This window comes from Streptomyces sp. NPDC051738 (assembly GCF_044453205.1).
GTDB lineage: Bacteria > Actinomycetota > Actinomycetes > Streptomycetales > Streptomycetaceae > Streptomyces.
Genome location: NZ_JBITCM010000028.1, coordinates 13939 through 31193, shown reverse-complemented (window position 1 = coordinate 31193; position 17255 = coordinate 13939). Strand labels below are relative to the sequence as shown.

General features: G+C 70.7%; 17 protein-coding genes. 9 read left to right on the top strand and 8 right to left on the bottom strand.

The window, feature by feature from the left end:
• Nucleotides 1–20 precede the first annotated feature (20 nt).
• From ACIA8X_RS41825 to ACIA8X_RS41815, 3 genes are all read right to left on the bottom strand, one after another.
• Nucleotides 21–986, bottom strand: a complete 966-nt coding sequence (locus ACIA8X_RS41825) for an esterase/lipase family protein (protein ID WP_393452338.1) — start codon at nt 984–986, stop codon at nt 21–23.
• 274 nt (nt 987–1260) lie between these two features.
• Entirely contained in the window at nt 1261–2142 is an 882-nt protein-coding gene (locus ACIA8X_RS41820; RefSeq protein WP_393452341.1) for a GNAT family N-acetyltransferase, read from the bottom strand.
• Between the two features lie 132 nt (nt 2143–2274).
• Nucleotides 2275–3021, bottom strand: a complete 747-nt coding sequence (locus ACIA8X_RS41815) for a VOC family protein (protein ID WP_399460501.1) — start codon at nt 3019–3021, stop codon at nt 2275–2277.
• A gap of 125 nt (nt 3022–3146) precedes the next feature.
• Here ACIA8X_RS41815 and ACIA8X_RS41810 point away from each other — a divergent pair, with 125 nt between their 5' ends.
• The 4 genes from ACIA8X_RS41810 (at nt 3147) to ACIA8X_RS41795 (ending at nt 5608) form a co-directional block, all read left to right on the top strand.
• A complete protein-coding gene (locus ACIA8X_RS41810; RefSeq protein WP_399460545.1) occupies nt 3147–3506 on the top strand; it encodes a VOC family protein in 360 nt (119 codons plus the stop codon).
• Between the two features lie 142 nt (nt 3507–3648).
• Complete coding sequence (locus tag ACIA8X_RS41805; protein WP_399460500.1) at nt 3649–4278, top strand: helix-turn-helix domain-containing protein; 630 nt, start codon at nt 3649–3651, stop codon at nt 4276–4278.
• 160 nt (nt 4279–4438) lie between these two features.
• Nucleotides 4439–5134 (top strand): hypothetical protein, encoded by a 696-nt coding sequence (locus ACIA8X_RS41800; protein WP_399460499.1) that lies wholly within the window; start codon nt 4439–4441, stop codon nt 5132–5134.
• A gap of 141 nt (nt 5135–5275) precedes the next feature.
• Entirely contained in the window at nt 5276–5608 is a 333-nt protein-coding gene (locus ACIA8X_RS41795; RefSeq protein WP_393453060.1) for a DUF2516 family protein, read from the top strand.
• Between the two features lie 162 nt (nt 5609–5770).
• On the opposite strand, the gene ACIA8X_RS41790 is transcribed toward ACIA8X_RS41795, so the two are convergent.
• From ACIA8X_RS41790 to ACIA8X_RS41780, 3 genes are all read right to left on the bottom strand, one after another.
• The gene (locus tag ACIA8X_RS41790) at nt 5771–7069 is read right to left on the bottom strand and encodes a PP2C family protein-serine/threonine phosphatase (RefSeq protein ID WP_393452356.1); all 1299 of its coding nucleotides are present in this window, start codon (nt 7067–7069) and stop codon (nt 5771–5773) included.
• A gap of 280 nt (nt 7070–7349) precedes the next feature.
• Nucleotides 7350–8426, bottom strand: a complete 1077-nt coding sequence (locus ACIA8X_RS41785) for an NlpC/P60 family protein (RefSeq protein WP_393452359.1) — start codon at nt 8424–8426, stop codon at nt 7350–7352.
• Between the two features lie 187 nt (nt 8427–8613).
• Nucleotides 8614–9432, bottom strand: a complete 819-nt coding sequence (locus ACIA8X_RS41780) for a class I SAM-dependent methyltransferase (protein ID WP_393452362.1) — start codon at nt 9430–9432, stop codon at nt 8614–8616.
• A 408-nt stretch (nt 9433–9840) separates the two neighbouring features.
• Here ACIA8X_RS41780 and mshA point away from each other — a divergent pair, with 408 nt between their 5' ends.
• The 3 genes from mshA (at nt 9841) to ACIA8X_RS41765 (ending at nt 13536) form a co-directional block, all read left to right on the top strand.
• A complete protein-coding gene (gene mshA / locus ACIA8X_RS41775) occupies nt 9841–11187 on the top strand; it encodes a D-inositol-3-phosphate glycosyltransferase (protein ID WP_393452365.1) in 1347 nt (448 codons plus the stop codon).
• A 22-nt stretch (nt 11188–11209) separates the two neighbouring features.
• Nucleotides 11210–11710: a YbjN domain-containing protein gene (locus ACIA8X_RS41770; protein ID WP_393453063.1), complete on the top strand. Its 501-nt coding sequence runs from the start codon at nt 11210–11212 to the stop codon at nt 11708–11710.
• A gap of 134 nt (nt 11711–11844) precedes the next feature.
• Entirely contained in the window at nt 11845–13536 is a 1692-nt protein-coding gene (locus tag ACIA8X_RS41765; protein ID WP_393452368.1) for a glycosyl hydrolase family 28-related protein, read from the top strand.
• On the opposite strand, the gene ACIA8X_RS41760 is transcribed toward ACIA8X_RS41765, so the two are convergent.
• On the bottom strand, nt 13515–14321 hold the full coding sequence (locus ACIA8X_RS41760) for an AraC family transcriptional regulator (protein WP_393452371.1): 807 nt from the start codon (nt 14319–14321) through the stop codon (nt 13515–13517). The two genes, ACIA8X_RS41765 and ACIA8X_RS41760, sit on opposite strands and share 22 nt — an antisense overlap.
• Nucleotides 14322–14379: 58 nt before the next feature.
• Here ACIA8X_RS41760 and ACIA8X_RS41755 point away from each other — a divergent pair, with 58 nt between their 5' ends.
• Nucleotides 14380–14853, top strand: coding sequence for a DUF2000 family protein (locus tag ACIA8X_RS41755; RefSeq protein WP_393452374.1), 474 nt, complete (start codon nt 14380–14382; stop codon nt 14851–14853).
• 34 nt (nt 14854–14887) lie between these two features.
• Here ACIA8X_RS41755 and ACIA8X_RS41750 read toward each other — a convergent pair whose 3' ends face one another.
• Nucleotides 14888–16144 carry an MDR family MFS transporter gene (locus ACIA8X_RS41750; protein WP_393452377.1) on the bottom strand — a complete coding sequence of 419 codons (1257 nt, stop codon included), beginning with the start codon at nt 16142–16144 and terminating at the stop codon, nt 14888–14890.
• Between the two features lie 187 nt (nt 16145–16331).
• Between ACIA8X_RS41750 and ACIA8X_RS41745 the strand changes: the two genes are divergently transcribed.
• Nucleotides 16332–17093, top strand: coding sequence for a phosphoglyceromutase (locus ACIA8X_RS41745; protein ID WP_393452380.1), 762 nt, complete (start codon nt 16332–16334; stop codon nt 17091–17093).
• Nucleotides 17094–17255: the final 162 nt, after the last annotated feature.

Genomic DNA, 17255 nt, shown 5'->3' with positions numbered 1-17255 from the left:
TCAGCCGTCGAGCAGGGGCCCTAGCCGCCGAGCAGCGGCAGGGAAAGGCCGCATTGGACGGGCTTCGAGTGGGCGGGGTCGAGGGCGTTGGCCACGAGTTGGGCGGCGTTGGTGTCGTAGGCGAGGGAGACGTGCTCGGAGAGGTCCTCGGGGCAGATGTCCTGGATCGTGATGTTCCGGACGGTCGCGCCCTTTCCCGCGGTCAGGAACTGGTTCGTGTACGGGGTGACGACCTCGTCGAGCCGGGTGGCGATGACGGTGTAGTCGACCCCTGGCTGGGTGTCGCCGTCCTTGTCCAGCTTCTTGTTCACGTCCGAGCCGACCATCTGGTCCGACCATGCCTGGCCGACGACGGCGGAGATGGCCGGGTTGAGACCCAGCGTGGTGGCCAGGGTGCCGAGGCCCAGGGCGGTCGTGCCGTGGTTGGAGGGCGCCAGGCCGATGAGGCGGCGCACCTTGTTCTGTTTCGGATGCGCGGGCTTGGTGCCGCCCTCGAACCGCAGATACCAGCGGGGCGTGACGCCTCCGCCCTGGGAGTGCCCGACGAGGTCGACCTGGCGGGCACCGGTGGCCTTGAGCACGCGGTCGACGTATCCGGCGATCTGCCGGGCCGAGTCCGGGATGGGGCCGCTGGCCTTGAACGGGCTGCCGGGCGCGCCGCCGTAGTTGGGGGTGAAGACGCAGTAGCCCTGCTGCTTCAGCCAGGGGGCCAGCATGCTCCAGTCGGAATAGGCGTTCGTCCAGGTCGCGTGCAGCAGGACGACCGGGCGCGGATGCTTGCGCGTGGGCTTGCAGCTCCAGTCGTCGGCTCCGGCCGGCGGCGCATCCGGGTGCAGGGTCCCCGCGAGGAACGCCGCGGGGGCGGTGAGGAGCCCTCCCGGCGGTCGCGGCGGTTCGGGTGTGTCGGAGGTGGCCGCCGCGCTCTGGAGGCCGCCGGTCAGTGACAGGGCGAGGCCCGCACAGACCGCGGCCCACCTGGCGCGCATCCGGTTCGACCGTCTCCGGGAAACATTCCGCTCCGACACGCGTACTCCTCGCCTCAGGCCGGCCGGGCGCCGACGCGAAGATGATCGAGGAGCGGATCGCCACAGGGGCTGGCAGCCGCTCGCGGGCACTACGTATGGAGCAGGCGGCTTTCATCCGTCCAGCCCACGGATGGGGAGGGTGCGGGGGAGGAGGGCGCGGGGGAGGGTGCGTGCCCAGCCCCGCGCATTTGCTCGTCCCTGACCGGTCCCTGACCGACGCCCGTAACCGACGCCCCTAACCGACTTCCGATGCCGCACCCGGGAACTCGTACGCGGCCCAGTCGGCGAGCTTGCGATAGCCGAGGCGCTGGTAGAGCGCGTTGCTGGTGGGGTTGGACAGGTCCGCGAACAGCACGACGTCCCGCGCGCCCGCGGCCAGCGCGGCCCGGCTCACCTCCGCCGTGACGGCGGCCGCGTAGCCGCGACCGCGCAGGTGGGCCGGCGTGTAGACGATGTCCACCTGCACCTGGCCGCCGATCACCGGGTTCATGCCCGCGACGGAGACGGGAGTGCCGTCCGGGGTCTCCCAGAGCGTGTAGCGCTTGTCGGCGAAGCGTGACTCGGCCCACGAGTCGGCGTCCAGGGTGACGACCTCGCCGACGGCCTTGGCGAACTCGCCGCACCAGAACATGGCTTCGTCGAGGTCCTGCTCGCCCAGGACGCGGCCCCGGCCCGCCGGCGGCGGCTCCGGTGGGGTGAGGGTGCCCAGGCGGTACAGCCGGAGCCGAATGTCGCGGAGTTTCGGCGTCGCGCCGGTGTGCCGCTGCCAGGCCTCGGCGAAAGCGGTGGCGGTGTCCTGGTCCGCGCTGACGGAGGGAAGAGGCTGCCCGAGGGCGGCCAGGCGGGCGGCGAGGGTGTCGGCCTGCTCGGGCGTGAGCGGGGAGAGGCTGCAACCACGGTGCGGGAGGCGGTAGAAGGTCGCGTGGATCTCGCCTGCCCGCTCCAGCACACCGAAGAGGGGGGCTACGGCGCCGAACGCCTCCGCCCCACGCACGCGCACTCTCTCGGCCCAGGTCAGCTGCATGACGTGCGTGCCGGGCCGAGAGCGCAGAAAGTCTCCGGCTCGGGCGAGGAAGTCGTCGACGTCTTCGGTGAGGTACCAGTCATCCGGGCGCATGCTTCATCGTTCCCCGTGCCGTGGGTGCGCCCGCACTTTTCGGCCAGGGCGCGGCCGCAGAGCCTCGTGCCGCTTCGCTGAACTCGGTCAGCACACAAGGCTCCCGTGCCGGGGTGCCGTAGAGGCTCCGCGTCAGGACCGGGCGAGGACGCAGAACGCGTGGCCCTCCGGGTCGGCGAGGCACGTCCACGGGACGTCGCCCTGGCCGACGTCGAGGTCGGTGGCGCCGAGGGCCCGCAGCCGGGCCACTTCCGCCGCCTTGTCGTCACCGGGGTCCGGCACCAGGTCGAGATGGACGCGGTCGTGGTCCGGCACGGCCTTCGCGCCGGTGCGGAGGAATTCGAGATACGGCCCGGCACCCTTGGCGGAGCGAAACACCGCATGGTCGTCGGTCACCTCGTGCAGGGTCCAGTCGATCGCCTCGCCCCAGAACCGGGCCATGGCCCGCGGATCCGCGCAGTCGACGACGATCACGGCGATCGGCCCGGTGTCCCGGTGGCTCTCCCGAGGCTCCAGCACACAGAACTCGTTGCCCTCAGGATCAGCGAGAACCGTCCACGGCACGTCGCCGCCCTGGCCCACGTCGGCGGGCGTCGCACCGAGATCCTTCAGGCGCGCGACCAACTCCGCCTGATGGGCAGCGGAGGTGGTGGCGAGATCGAGGTGCACACGGTTCTTCGTCGCTGTCTTGGATTCCGGTACGGCGATGACGTCGATGCATACGCCGACCGGCTCCAGCCAGTCGAAGCCGGCGGGTTTGGCTGCGGTCGCGCCGGGTTCTGAGCCGGAGACCTCCCAGCCGAGCGCCGCCGCCCAGAACCGGGCGACCGCCGAGTCGTCAACAGCCTTTATGTTCACCAGAACAGGTCGCAGCGTCATGGCGGTGATCCTATGGACCTGCTTGTCCTGTCGCGGATCACTGTGGGCAGCCGCATCTAGGGTGTTCATCGCGGAAGTCCACTGGTCGGCCCGGAGGCGCCATGTCCTTGCAGACGAACCTGCAGATGAAGCTGGTCGCGATAACGCTCGACTGCCCTGATCCGCTGGCTTTGGCGGCGTTCTATCAGCAGGCCACCGGCCTTGAACCGCACCCGAAGTCGGACGCCGACTTCGCGGGGCTCAACGGTGAGCACGGACTCGTCATCGGATTTCAACGGGTCGACGACTACCTGGCTCCGAGGTGGCCCGGTCAAATCGTCCCCCAGCAGCTTCACATCTGCTTCAAGGTCGACGAGGACTTGGACGTGGCCGAGGCCCGGCTGCTGGAGCTGGGTGCGGGCAAGCCGGATCATCAGCCGCACGGCGACAAGGCGCGCGTCCTCACCGATCCGGCTGGGCATCCCTTCTGCATCAGCCCACGCTGAATCAGCCCACGCTGACTGTCGGACACACGAGGGCCTCGACCTGTCTTGCAGCCGGGAACCGGCGCCCAGTCACCACGTGGCATGGCGCACTTTTGCAAGCGGGTGCTTGCAATAGTTAGCGGGGGTGAGGCAAGGTGGGGGCATGGCATCGCTCAACGTCGGCAATCTCGGCGAGTATCTGCGTGAGCAGCGGCGCACCGCGCAGCTGTCACTGCGGCAACTCGCCGATGCCGCCGGGGTGTCCAATCCGTATCTGAGTCAGATCGAGCGCGGGCTGCGCAAGCCGAGCGCGGAGGTGTTGCAGCAGGTCGCCAAGGCGCTGCGGATCTCCGCCGAGACGCTGTACGTGCGCGCCGGCATCCTCGACGCCGAGCGGGACCGGGACGAGGTGGAGACGCGCGCCGTCATCCTCGCCGATCCCACGCTGAACGAGCGGCAGAAGCAGGTGCTGCTCCAGATCTACGAATCCTTCCGCAAGGAGAACGGGTTCGGGATATCCCCGGAGGCAGGGGAGGCCGCCGAGACGGTCGAGCCGTCCGAGGCGGTCCGACTGGCCGACCTGGGCACCCGGCAGAGCGACGGCCACGAGGGTGCGGCGGACGCGGCCGATGCCGCGGACGCGGTGGACGCTCAGGGCAGCGACGCCGCCGTACGCCGTAGCCGTACGACCCGTAAGACGCGCACCAACCGCACCACCCGCACCACTCGTACGTCCGACGGCAGCGACGCCGACCCGGAGAACCCGACCAACCCGCAGCAGTCAGCCGGCTGACCGAGCACTGCCGTGCGCACGCCACGAGCGAGCACACGTCGGCACGCAAGCCGAGCAAGGCAAGCAAGGTACGCGAGGCACGCGACGGCGAGCAGCCGTCCGTCCGACCGACCGCGGATTTAAAACCCTCACTTCAAAGCAACCCGGGAGGACCATCACCATGGCCATCGCCGACGACCTGCGTAAGACCCTCAGCGACCCGACCCCGCTCTACTTCGCCGCCGGCACCGCCGACCTGGCCCTCCAGCAGGCCAAGAAGGTGCCCGGCCTGGTGGAGCAGCTGCGCGCCGAGGCGCCGGCCCGGTTCGAGGCCGTTCGCAACACCGACCCGAAGGCCGTCCAGGACAAGGCCACCGCCCGCGCCAAGGAGGCCGGGGCCAAGGCCAAGGAGGCGCAGGAGAGCTTCCAGACCAAGGTCAACGAGTTCATCGGCAACCTGGATGCCGACGTCAAGAAGTTCGGCAGCAACCTGGACGCGGACTTCAAGAAGTTCGGCAGCAACCTCGACGCCGACCTGAAGAAGCTCGGCGAGACCGCTCAGGACCTCGCGCTGCGCGGTGTCGGCGTCGCCGCCGAGTACGCCGTGAAGGCCCGCGAGACCTACGAGAAGGTCGCTGAGCACGGCGAGCAGGCCGTGAAGACCTGGCGCGGCGAGGCGGCCGAGGAGATCGAGGAGCTCGCCGTGGCCGTCGAGCCGAAGGCCGAGCCGGCCGCGGTCAAGGAGGACAAGGCCGAGGCCAAGCCCGCCGAGGACAAGCCGGTCGCCGAGGCCGCCCCGGCGAAGAAGACCACCGCCAAGAAGACCCCGGCGGCGCGCAAGACCACCGCCAAGAAGACGACTCCGCCCGCCAAGTAACACGGACGGGTGAAAAGGGGCTGTTCGACACGGGCCGGGCACTTGCGGAGTGCTCGGCCCGTTGTTCGGGTAGCGGTCCTGCGGTTGCGGGTACGGTGACCGCGTAGGTACGAGCCGATTCGGGTGGTGGACGTTGTGCTGATGCAGGGCTTCGCGGGGTTCATGTGGCTGCTGAGCATGGCCCTGATCCTTTTCAGCGGCTTCGCGCTGATCGACGCGGCCACGCGCCGCGAGGACGCCTACCGCGCGGCGGACAAGCAGACCAAGCCGTTCTGGCTGATCATCCTCGGCCTCGCCTTCATCGTGAACCTGATCTTCAACATCCTGTCGTTCCTGCCGATCATCGGCCTCATCGCGACGATCGTGTACATGGTCGACGTCCGCCCCGCGATCAAGGGCATGCCCGGCGGCGGCCGCGCCAGAAAGGGCTCCAGCAGCGACGGCCCGTACGGCCCGTGGAACGGCGGCCGCTAGCCGGCGAGCGGTAACGGCGGCTGCTGCTGGTCAGCGCCGCTCAGCGGCAACGCCTTAAGGGGCGCGGGGCTGTGTCAATTTTGCGGCTCCGCCGCGTGGGCGCGACCAGCCCAAGCGAACCCGCAGACGGCATACGACAGACCCCGCAACGGCGAGTCCCCGCTACACCGTCCGGTCAAGCAACAGCACAGCCACATCGTCCGCCAGCTCGCCCCCATTGAGGTCCCGAACCTCATTGACAGCGGCCCGCAACAACGCCTCCCCCTGCAGCCCCTCCGACAGCTGCCGCCGCACCATCTCCACCATGCCGTCCTGGCCGAGCCGCTCCCGGCCCTCACCGACACGGCCCTCGATCAAGCCGTCGGTGTAGAGCATCAGACTCCACTCCGCCCCCAGCTTCACCTCCATCCGCGGCCACCGCGCACCGGGCAGCAGACCGAGCGCGGGCCCGTTGTTGTCGTACGGCAACAACTGCGCCGGCCGCCCGGGCCGGGCCAGCAGCGGTGACGGATGCCCCGCGAGACACAGCCCCGCCCGGCGTCCGTCCGGCGCGATGTCCACCGTGCACAGCGTCGCGAAGATCTCCTCGTCGGCCCGCTCGTGCTCCAGCACCTGCTGGAGCGTCCCCAGCAGAGCGTCCCCGCACAGCCCGGCCAACGTCAGCGCGCGCCAGGCGATCCGCAGCTCCACACCGAGGGCGGCCTCGTCGGGCCCATGCCCGCAGACGTCGCCGATCATGGCGTGCACGGTGCCGTCGGCCGTGCGGACGACGTCGTAGAAGTCACCGCCCAGCAGGGCACGCGAACGCCCCGGACGGTAGCGCGCGGCGAACCGCAGCGACGACCCCTCCAGCAGCGGCGTCGGCAGCAGGCCGCGCTCCAGCCGACGGTTCTCCTGCGCCCGCATCCGGCCCTCGGCAAGCCGCCGCTCGGCCGTGTCGGAACGTTTCCTCTCCACCGCGTAGCGGATCGCGCGGCTCAGCAGCCGTGCGTCCAGCTCGTCCCGGAAGAGGTAGTCCTGGGCGCCCACACGCACCGCCTCCGCGCCGCGCTCGGCGTCGCCGGACGCGGTGAGCGCGAGGACGGCATGCCGGGGCGCGATCTCCAGGACGCGCCTGAGCACGGCCAGCTCGTCGTCGGCGGCCCGGCCGGGCGCCGGGAGCGCGAGGTCCAGCAGGATGCAGTGGACGTCGTCGGTGAGCAGCCGCTCGGCCTCGGTGAGGTTGCGGGCGGTGCGCACGCGGATCGGCTTGCCGGCCGAGTCGAGCATCTCGGGCACGACCGTGGAGCCGCCGGGATCGTCCTCGATCAGCAGCAGCGTCAGATTGGTGTGGGTGGTGTTCTCGACCGTCTCTTCCTTACGCGGGGCCTCTTCCTTGGAGGTGCCGCCTGGGGGCGCGGCCGGTGCCTGACCACTCTCCACGGCCGGGATGGCTCGCTGCCGCGGTATGGGTAGGGGCATCGTCTTGGGTTCCTTCCCTCCCCCCGAGGGCTGGCGGAAACGAGGGACCTCGATCCACCGACGGGGACCATAGCGGTAGTCGGCGCCGCAACGGAATGGTGTGAGACACCCCGCCTGGACACCGGCCACTGTCATATGCCGCGTTCCCTACCGCAGTTGGACAGGCCGGGGAGGGGGTGGGGATGACGAACGTCACGTCCACCCTGGGTTTGGTGGCTATGTGGCGTGGGGTGGGTCACGTGGTGCGGGTCACGGCCCACTCAGCGCAAGACGCCCCGAATCAACCCGCATCGGGCCGAACCACCCCGAGGATCGGCATCGAACCGGCCCCCGCGACGGTCACCGTGCGCCCGGGGCGCGGGGCGTGAATGATGGCGCCGTCGCCGATGTAGAGGGCGACATGGCTGGCGTCGTCGTTGTAGATGATGAGATCGCCGGGGCGCATGTCCTCGATGCCGATGCGCTTCAGCTGCTTCCACTGCTCCTGCGAGGTCCGCGGAATGCCGCTTCCGGCGCTCGCCCACGCCTGCGACGTGAGGCCTGAGCAGTCGTACGTCTTCGGGCCCTCGGCGCCCCATTCGTACGGTTTGCCCAGCTGGGCCGAGGCATACTCGACGGCCTTGCGCCCCTGTTTCGAGGCCTTGGTGTCGAGGTCCTTCAGGACGCCGGAGTCCAGCCAGGCGGTCTGCGCCTTGTAGGCGGCCTCCTCCTCCAGCTTGGCGAGGCGCTCCAGCTCCTCCTTCTCCAGCTGGGATTCGAGCTGTTCGGCCGCCTTGATCTGCTTCTCGATCTTCTTCTGGGCGGCCGCCTTGGCCTTGCGGCCCGCCTCCAGCTTCTGCCACTGGGCGGAGGCGTCCTTGGCGTACTGCTCCAAGTCCTGCTGGGTGCGGGTCATTTCGGCCAGCAGCCCCTTGGCGGCCCGCCCGCCCTGCAGCACCCGGCCCGCGCCGTCGAGGAACTCCTGCGGGTCGTCGCTGAGCATCAGGTGCGCCTCGTCGGGCAGCCCGCCGGAGCGGTACTGGGCGGCGGCCGCGGCGCCCACGTGCTTCTTCAACTCGGCGAGCTTCTCCTGGCCTTTGACGATCCGCTTCGCCAGCGCGACGATCTCGGCGGACTGCTTCTTGGCCGCCTCCTCGGCGGCGTTGTACTCGTCGGTGGCGACGGCCGCGGCGTGATAGAGCTTCTCGAGCTTCTGGCGGACCTCCTCAAGGTCCTTGTTCGACACGGGGGTCGGCGATGAGGAGGGTGACGGTGTGGGGGTCGGTGCCGCGAAAGCCGTGCCTGGCGCCGCCAGTACGGTGACCGCACAGACGACGATCACAGCCGATGCGATCAGGCCGCGCTTGCCCGAGCCCATACCTGTTGCCCCCAAACTGATGTCTCGTCAGTAACTTACGAGCGTCCGGGGGATCGTGCCACGACGGCGCGCAAAGTGACAGAGGTCTGCTTCCCCCCTTTCCCTCCCCGTCATGACGATCTCCCCGCCTTTGTGACGAACGACTCGCGGAGATCGTTCCCCGCAGGCCAGGGAACAGACCACAGGGTCACCCCCGCGGCGCCAACGCCTCCCACCGCACCGTCACTTCCCCCTGCCGCCACCGCACCGGCCCGTCCGTCACCGGCCAGTCGACCGCGAGATCCCGCACCGCCCGGATCCAGCGCTGGCGTGCGCCGTACGACGCGTAGGGCGCGGCAGCGGCCCAGGCGCGGTCGAAGTCCCGCAGGAACGCATGCACAGCCTCCCCGGGAACATTGCGGTGGATGAGCGCCTTGGGCAGCCGCTCGGCGAGGTCCGACGGCCGCTCCAGTGAGCCCAGCCGCGTCGCGAAGGTCACCGTGCGCGGCCCCTCCGGCCCCAGCGCGACCCACACATGACGGCGCCCGATCTCGTCACAGGTCCCCTCCACGAGCAGCCCGCCAAGCGCCCCCGACACCGGATCGGCCGGCGCGAGCCGCGCACACAGCCGCTCCCAGACCTCGGCGACCTCACCCTCCTCGTACTGCCGCAGCACATTCGCGGCCCGCACGAGCAGTGGCCGCTGCGGCACCGGAATCTCGAACCCACCGTGCCGAAAGACGAGCCCCTCCCGCTCATACGGCTTGGCGGCGGCAACCCGAGCCGGCTCGATCTCCACACCGACCACGCGCACGCGTGGCGCGACGGTACGCAGCCGACCGAGCAACTCCACGGCCGTCCAGGGAGCGGCGCCGTACCCCAGATCGACCGCGACAGGATCCGCGGCCCGCCGCAGCTCGCCCCCGTGCGCGTAGGCGATCCACCGGTCCATACGGCGAAGCCGGTTGGGGTTGGTCGTCCCGCGAGTAACCGTTCCCACGGGGCGGGCGGCTGCGCGGGCTGTCATGCATACGAGGGTAAGCGGCCCGCACCAGGCGGGACGCGACCCGCACTGGCGCAACGGCGAGCAGGGGACGTGCCGGGGGGTGTCCGCCCGCAGCGGCGGGCGTCAAGAAAGAGCACCTCCAGGCCAACGGCAACCGCCCGACCGAGGACGGACACCCCCCGGCGCGGCCCCGACCCACGACGAACGAGTAGTGCGCAACGCGAACCCCCGCCGATCCCGCACGGGCCGCCGCAGGCACAAGACAGGCACCCCCACGCACAGAACCCCCGAACAGTTGAGCGACCCCCGGTAATACCTCGGCAAAAACCACCCCACCCGGAATGGGAATGCCTCCCTCCGCTGTTGCACCCCCGTGGAGGGCGCGCGCACCCTCCACCCGGCATGCCCGCAGCCAAGGAGGACCGCCACGTGAGCCACTACGTCAGCAGGCTCGGGCGTCGCTCCCCGGCGACCCACCCCCACCCCCGGCTCCGCCTCCCGCACCGCCGCCCCCGCCGCGTGGCCATGCTCTCCGTGCACACCTCCCCGCTCCACCAGCCGGGCACCGGCGACGCCGGCGGCATGAACGTTTACATCGTGGAGCTCGCACAGCGCCTCGCCGCGATCAACATCGAGGTGGAGATCTTCACGCGCACGACGGCCACGGGCCTCCCGCCGACCGTCGAACTCGCCCCCGGTGTCCTGGTCCGCCACATCGACGCGGGCCCCTACGAGGGACTCAACAAGGAGGACCTCCCCGCCCAGCTCTGCGCCTTCACCCACGGCGTGATGCAGGCCTGGGCCGGCCACCGCCCCGGCTACTACGACCTGGTCCACTCCCACTACTGGCTCTCCGGCCACGTCGGCTGGCTGGCGGCCCAGCGCTGGGGCGCCCCCCTGGTGCACGCCATGCACACCATGGCCAAGGTCAAGAACGCCAACCTGGCCGACGGCGACACCCCCGAGCCCGCCGCCCGCGTCATCGGCGAGACCCAGATCGTCACGGCCGCCGACCGCCTCATCGCCAACACGGCAGAAGAGGCGGACGAACTCGTACGGCACTACGCGGCCGCCCCCGACAAGGTCGCCGTAGTGCACCCCGGCGTGAACCTCACCCGCTTCTCGCCCGCCGACGGCCGAGCCGCCGCCCGCGCCCGCCTCGACCTCCCGCAGGACGCCCTGATCCCGCTCTTCGCGGGCCGCATCCAGCCCCTGAAGGCCCCCGACGTCCTCCTGCGCGCGGTGGCCGTCCTCCTGGACGAACACCCCGAACTGCGCTCCCGCATCCTCGTCCCGATCGTCGGCGGCCCCAGCGGCAGCGGCCTCGCCAAGCCCGAGGGCCTGCAGAAGCTGGCCGCCCGGCTGGGCATCGCGGATGTCGTACGGTTCCGCCCACCCGTCGACCAGGACCAGCTCGCGGACTGGTTCCGGGCGGCGTCGCTGCTGGTCATGCCGTCGTACAGCGAGTCGTTCGGGCTGGTGGCCATCGAGGCGCAGGCGGCGGGCACGCCGGTGCTGGCGGCGTCGGTGGGCGGCCTCCCGGTGGCCGTACGGGACGGCCGTACCGGATTCCTGGTCCAGGGCCACAATCCGGCCGACTACGCGCGCGTGCTCCGCGCTTTCGCCGACGACCCGCACCTGTCCCCACGGATGGGCGAGGCCGCGGCCCGGCACGCCCAGTCCTTCGGCTGGGACGCGGCGGCCGCCGCCACGGCGGACGTCTACGTCGCCGCGAGCCACGCCCACCGGCGTCGCGTACGCTCCCACCATGGCTGACGGACGCATGGCTGACGCACGTATGGCTGCCGCGCAGAAGGCGGCGCAGGTCCTCGAGGGAGCCCTCAAGGACGCCGAGCTGGAGTGGGAGAGCCCGGCCCCCGGCAACTACGTCGTCAAGCTCCCCGGCACCCGCAAGCTGTCAACCACGGTCTCCCTCCTCCTCGGCCGCCACTCCCTGTCGCTGAACGCCTTCGTCATCCGCCACCCCGACGAGAACGAACCCGGCGTCCACCGCTGGCTCCTGGAGCGCAACCTCAAGCTGTACGGCGTGAGTTACGCCGTCGACCAGTTGGGCGACGTCTACGTCACCGCCAAGCTCCCGCTCGCCGCCGTCACCGCCGACGAGATCGACCGCCTCCTGGGCCAGGTCCTGGAAGCGGCGGACGGCGCCTTCAACACCCTCCTGGAGCTGGGCTTCGCGTCCGCGATCCGCAAGGAGTACGAGTGGCGCGTCGCGCGCGGCGAATCGACACGGAACCTGGACGCGTTCAGTCATCTGACCCAACGCCCCGCTCGCTGAACTCAGGTCCGCACTCAGGTCTGTACTAAGTAACCCCTGTAACCCCTGCGCACCCTCTTCCCCGCGCAGGGGTCCCGTGGCATGCTCACCGGCCAACGCAATTCTGAACGTCGTTCACATCCATGAAGAGCCGCATGGAAGGACGTACGGATATGGGCAAGGCGCATCTCACCGGATTGCATCTCACCAGACGGGCCCTGCTCGGCGGGACCACGGCCGTGGCACTGGCCGCTGCGACCGGCACCGCGACGGCGGCGTCCGCCACCGAAGTCCCGCCCCTCTGGCACGAGTTCACCCGCACCCCCTTCACCCACCCCCAGATCCCCTACATAGGCCGGGCCGGCCACCGCGCCGGAGCGCCCCGCTTCCCCCGCCGCCCGGTGGTCGCCGACATCCGCGACTTCGGTGCCGCGCCCGACGGCACGACCGACTCCGCCCCCGCGATCAACCGTGCCATCGCCGCCGCCGGAAGGGCCGGCGGTGGCACGGTCACCATCCCGCCCGGCACGTTCCGCATCGACGACGTGATCCGCGTCGGCCACTCGAACGTGGTCCTCCGGGGAGCCGGCAGCACCCGTACGACACTCCACGCGACGAAGAACCTCACCGAACTGATCGGCAGCTACGGTTCCCGCTACGGCGGCGACAAGTCGTCCTGGTCCTGGGCGGGCGGGCTGATCTGGCTGGCCCCCACGGCCCGCTGGAACTCCCTGGTCACAGCCATCAGGGCGAAGACCTGGCCCTTCGAGGGCTGGACGGGCAACCGCCGCGACGAGTGGCGCCCGCTCACCGGCGTCGCCCCGGCACACCGGGGAGCCTGGACGGTGACCGTCACGGACCCCTCGTCGCTGCGCCCCGGCGCCCTGGTCCTCCTCCGCCTCGCCGACGACGCCGAGCACACCCTCCTGGAGCACATGTGCGGCGGCGGCCCGGGCCCCGAGGCCTACACCTGGGACGACAAGACGAAGCTGACGTCGTACGTCCCCTACGAATGGCCGGTCCGCATCACCCGCGTCCACGGCCGCAAGGTCACCCTGGAGCGCCCGCTCCCGCTCGACGTACGCCCGGAGTGGAACCCACAACTGACCACCCACGTCCCGGAGTTGTCGGGATCGGGCGTCGAGGGCCTGACCCTGGAGGCGGCGGAGACCCCCCAACAACCCCACCTCCTCGACAAGGGCCACAACGGCGTCGTCTTCCAATGCGCCTACGACTGCTGGGCGGACGACGTGACGGTCCGCCACGTCGACAACGGCTTCGGCCTCGTCGCGGCCTCCGCCTGCACGCTCCGGCACACGCGCGTGGCGGGTCGCGGCAGCCACCACCCCTACTTCTGCCGCGAGGGCTCGCACGACAACCTGATCGAGGACTTCACGATCGAGGCCCGCACGACCCCGGCCCCCGCCGGCACCCAGTTGCACGGCATCAACGTCGAGGGCCTGTCCTCCCACAACGTCTGGTCACGCGGCGACATGCGGATGGGCACCTTCGACAGCCACCGCGGCCTGCCCTTCGCCAACGTTCGCACCGACATCACGGTCGACAACAACGGCCGCCACGGCGGCGACGCGAGCGCGGGCCCGCTGTTCGGCGCGCGCTTCACCCACTGGAACGTCCGGGTGACCAACGCCCGCGCGGGCATGATCCGCCTCGACGGCCTGGCGCCGTACTCCGCCACCGTCGGCATCAACGAGGTCAGGGAGTTCGACCAGATCGACGTACCCGACTTCGCCGGGGACCTCCACTCCCGCCTGGAGCTGTACGGCACCACGGACGTCGTACGCCCGCGCAATCTGTACGACGCTCAGCGCGCGCTGTTCCGGTAGCGCCCCGGCGGCACTCCCACCAGCTTCCGGAAGTGGCGGGTGAGATGGGACTGGTCGTAGAAGCCGGTCGCAACGGCCACCTCGGCCGGCGACCGGCCCGCGAGGAGCAGCCGGCGGGCGCGGTCGACGCGACGGGACATCAGGTACTGGTGCGGGGCGATGCCGTACGCGGTGCTGAACGACCGTACGAGATGGGCGGGATGGGCCGAGACGAGCGCCGCGGCCTCGTCGAGGGCGATGCCCTGGACCACCCGCTCGTCGAGGAGTTCGCGCAGCCGCCCCGCGAGCGCCGGATCGCGACGCGGGACCTCGGCGGGGCTCCTGGGCCGCAGGTGGGCGCGCAGCCGGTCGCCGATGAGGGTGAGCCGGCTGTCGGCCTCCAGTTCGTCGCCGGGGTGGGCGAGGGCGGCGTGCAGTTGGCCGACGCGCAGTCGGAGCACCGGGTCGCGGAGGTCGGGGGAGTCCACCGCCGGGCCGATGAGATCGTCGCCGAGCCGGGTGCCGTCCAGGTACAGGACGCGTTTGCGGAAGCCGTGCGGGGTGGCGGGGGAGCCGTTGTGCGGGACGTGCGGCGGGAGGAGGGACACCGTGTCGTGCGGGGTGCCGTGCTCGTGCCGGTCGAGGTCGTAGCGGACGGCGCCGTCGTCGACGATGAGCAGCGTCCAGGCCTCGTGGACGTGCATCGGGTACGCGTACTCCGTGAAGTGGGCGTGGAAGACCTCGGTGACGCCCGGGACGGAGGGGCGCCACGCGGAGACTTCCTGGCGGTTCCGGGCGGCGGCCATGCAAAGAACGTACAAGACGGGGGTGGAGGGCGGCCGCCAGTCTCGTCGTATGAACGACATGAGCGCCACGACCGCGGCGAGCGACAGGACCGCCACGACCACCACGACGGCGATGGAACCCATCCGCTTCGACACCAAGATCGCCGTCCTGCTGCGCGAGGACCTGGAGACCTGGCAGCGGCTGAACGTCACCGCCTTCCTGGTCAGCGGCCTGGGAACGCAGTTCCCCGAGGTGATCGGGGAGCCGTACGAGGACGCGGACGGGGTGGGCTACCTGCCGATGTTCCGCCAGCCGGTCCTGGTCTTCGAGGGCACGAAGGAGACGCTGACGACGGCCCACGCGCGCGTGCTGTCCCGCGCTCTCCCGCGCGCGGTGTTCACGTCCGACCTCTTCACCACGGGCAACGACCGCGACAACCGGGCGGCGGTGCGGGCGGTGCCGACGGGGGAGCTGGATGTGGTGGGGCTGGCGGTGTACGGGCCGAGGAACGGGGTGGACAAGGTGATGAAGGGGGCGCGGATGCATCCCTGAGGGTGGCGCGCGGTGGGTTCCGGGCGGCTGAGGTTCAGGCCGGGCTGACCTCGGGCTTCGCGTCGGTGGGCGTCTCGGCGGTGGCCGGTGCCTCCGCCGGCAGTCGCCGCATGAGCATGCCGTACCCGACCGCCGCCACCGTGCCGACGACCGCGCACATCCCCCACAGCCACTCGGCGCCGAACCGGTCGATGACGAGGCCGGACGTGAGGGGCGCGACCAGCGCCGCCACCGACCAGGAGAGGGTGTACATGCCCTGGTAGCGACCGCGTCCTTGGGTGGGGGAGAGGCGGACGACGAGGCCGGTCTGGGTGGGCGCGTTCAGCATCTCGCCGAGTGTCCAGACGCACACGGTCAGCGCGAAGATGCCGACCGACCCGGCGAAGGCGGTGAGCCCGAAGCCGTACCCGGCGAGCAGGGACGAGACGATGAGGATCCGCCCGGCGTCGCGGCGCTCGATGAACCGCGTGACCGGGATCTGGAGCGCCACGATCAGGACGCCGTTGATGGCGATGGCGAGACCGTAGTCGGCGGGCGAGAACCCGGCGTCGCCCATGGCGATCGGCAGCCCCACCGAGCCCTGCTGGAAGATGAAGGCGACCAGGAAGGACAGCCCGACGACGCCCATGAAGCGCCCGTCGCGCAGGACGGTCCCGAGCCGGACCTCCGCGCCGCCCTCGTCCGTCTTGGTGAGCCGGGGCCGCGACTCGGGCAGCTTGACGAACACGACGACCGCGCAGACGGCCGTCATCCCCGCTTCGATCAGGAACCCGGCGAGATAGCTGACCTCGGCGATGAACCCGGCGGCCATGGAGGAGATGGCGAACCCGAGGTTGATGGCCCAGTAGTTGAGCGAGAAGGCGCGCACCCGGTCCTCGGGCCGCACGATGTCGGCCATCATCGCCTGCACGGCGGGCCGGGAGGCGTTGGAGGCCGCGCCGACGAGGAAGGCGACGGCGGCGATGGCGACGGGGTGGTGCACGAACCCGAGCAATGCCACGGACAGGGCGGTGGAGGCCTGGGCCACGAGGAGCGTGGGCCGCCGCCCGAGCCGGTCGGTCATGACCCCGGCCCCGATCGAGGAGATGACGCCGCCGAGACCGTGCAGCGCGGCGACGAGGCCGGCGTAGGTGGCGGAATAGCCACGATCAAGGGTCAGGTACAGCGCCATGAAGGTCGCGACGAAGGCCCCCAGCCGGTTCACCAGGGTGCTGGTCCACAGCCACCAGAACTCGCGGGGGAGCCCGGAGACGGTCTCGCGGGTGGCGCGTCTCAGGGCGGCGATGGACAAGGGATCCCCCACGGATACGGATGCGGATGCGGCTACGGATGCGGCTACGGATGTAAGAACCTCGGGCAGCCTCCGCAACTTACAATTACGCGCATCCGGGAGGCCACTGGATTAACAGATCCCGTCAACCGTCCGCTCTTCGAGCGCGGGGAGCACCCGGCCAAAGCCTTCGATTACGCTCGGACGCATGGCCGACGCACCGTACAAGCTGATCCTCCTCCGCCATGGCGAGAGCGAATGGAACGCGAAGAACCTGTTCACCGGCTGGGTGGACGTCAACCTCAACGAGAAGGGCGAGAAGGAGGCGGTCCGCGGTGGCGAGCTCCTGAAGGACGCCGATCTCCTCCCCGACGTGGTCCACACGTCCCTCCAGAAGCGAGCGATCCGCACCGCGCAACTGGCGCTGGAGTCGGCCGACCGCCACTGGATCCCGGTCCACCGCAGCTGGCGCCTGAACGAGCGCCACTACGGAGCCCTCCAGGGCAAGGACAAGGCCCAGACCCTCGCGGAGTTCGGCGAGGAGCAGTTCATGCTGTGGCGCCGCTCGTACGACACCCCGCCGCCCGCGCTCGAGGACGGCACGGAGTTCTCCCAGTCGGACGACCCCCGCTACGCGACGATCCCCCCGGAGCTGCGCCCGCGCACGGAGTGCCTCAAGGACGTCGTCGTCCGCATGCTCCCGTACTGGTACGACGGCATCGTCCCCGACCTCCTGACCGGCCGCACGGTCCTGGTAGCCGCCCACGGCAACTCGCTGCGCGCCTTGGTCAAGCACCTCGACGGCGTCTCCGACGCCGACATCGCGGGCCTGAACATCCCCACGGGCATCCCGCTCTACTACGAACTCGACGCCGACTTCAAGCCGGTGACGCCGGGCGGGAAGTACCTGGACCCGGAGGCGGCTGCGGCTGCGATTGAGGCGGTCAAGAACCAGGGCAAGAAGAAGTAGGTTTGGTGATCATGCCCCCGACCTGCGCATACGGCGCGGGGCGGGGGCATTTTCACGGCCTGGGCCCGCCGTAGTCCCGACCTGGGCCCACCGCGAGCCCGCCACGCCCCCTCCGCGAGCCGATGAGTTCCGCACCGTCCAGCGGTCCTACTGTCGAACCCG

Bases quoted from the DNA above. Each gene is read 5' to 3' on its own strand.
- ACIA8X_RS41760 (WP_393452371.1), bottom strand. From the start codon at position 14,321: ATGGCCGCCGCCCGGAACCGCCAGGAAGTCTCCGCGTGGCGCCCCTCC.
- ACIA8X_RS41765 (WP_393452368.1), top strand. From the start codon at position 11,845: ATGGAAGGACGTACGGATATGGGCAAGGCGCATCTCACCGGATTGCAT.
- ACIA8X_RS41785 (WP_393452359.1), bottom strand. From the start codon at position 8,426: ATGGGCTCGGGCAAGCGCGGCCTGATCGCATCGGCTGTGATCGTCGTC.
- ACIA8X_RS41790 (WP_393452356.1), bottom strand. From the start codon at position 7,069: ATGCCCCTACCCATACCGCGGCAGCGAGCCATCCCGGCCGTGGAGAGT.
- ACIA8X_RS41800 (WP_399460499.1), top strand. From the start codon at position 4,439: ATGGCCATCGCCGACGACCTGCGTAAGACCCTCAGCGACCCGACCCCG.
- ACIA8X_RS41795 (WP_393453060.1), top strand. From the start codon at position 5,276: ATGCAGGGCTTCGCGGGGTTCATGTGGCTGCTGAGCATGGCCCTGATC.
- ACIA8X_RS41805 (WP_399460500.1), top strand. From the start codon at position 3,649: ATGGCATCGCTCAACGTCGGCAATCTCGGCGAGTATCTGCGTGAGCAG.
- ACIA8X_RS41770 (WP_393453063.1), top strand. From the start codon at position 11,210: ATGGCTGCCGCGCAGAAGGCGGCGCAGGTCCTCGAGGGAGCCCTCAAG.
- ACIA8X_RS41825 (WP_393452338.1), bottom strand. From the start codon at position 986: ATGCGCGCCAGGTGGGCCGCGGTCTGTGCGGGCCTCGCCCTGTCACTG.
- ACIA8X_RS41755 (WP_393452374.1), top strand. From the start codon at position 14,380: ATGAGCGCCACGACCGCGGCGAGCGACAGGACCGCCACGACCACCACG.
- ACIA8X_RS41815 (WP_399460501.1), bottom strand. From the start codon at position 3,021: ATGACGCTGCGACCTGTTCTGGTGAACATAAAGGCTGTTGACGACTCG.
- ACIA8X_RS41745 (WP_393452380.1), top strand. From the start codon at position 16,332: ATGGCCGACGCACCGTACAAGCTGATCCTCCTCCGCCATGGCGAGAGC.
- ACIA8X_RS41810 (WP_399460545.1), top strand. From the start codon at position 3,147: ATGAAGCTGGTCGCGATAACGCTCGACTGCCCTGATCCGCTGGCTTTG.
- ACIA8X_RS41820 (WP_393452341.1), bottom strand. From the start codon at position 2,142: ATGCGCCCGGATGACTGGTACCTCACCGAAGACGTCGACGACTTCCTC.
- ACIA8X_RS41780 (WP_393452362.1), bottom strand. From the start codon at position 9,432: ATGACAGCCCGCGCAGCCGCCCGCCCCGTGGGAACGGTTACTCGCGGG.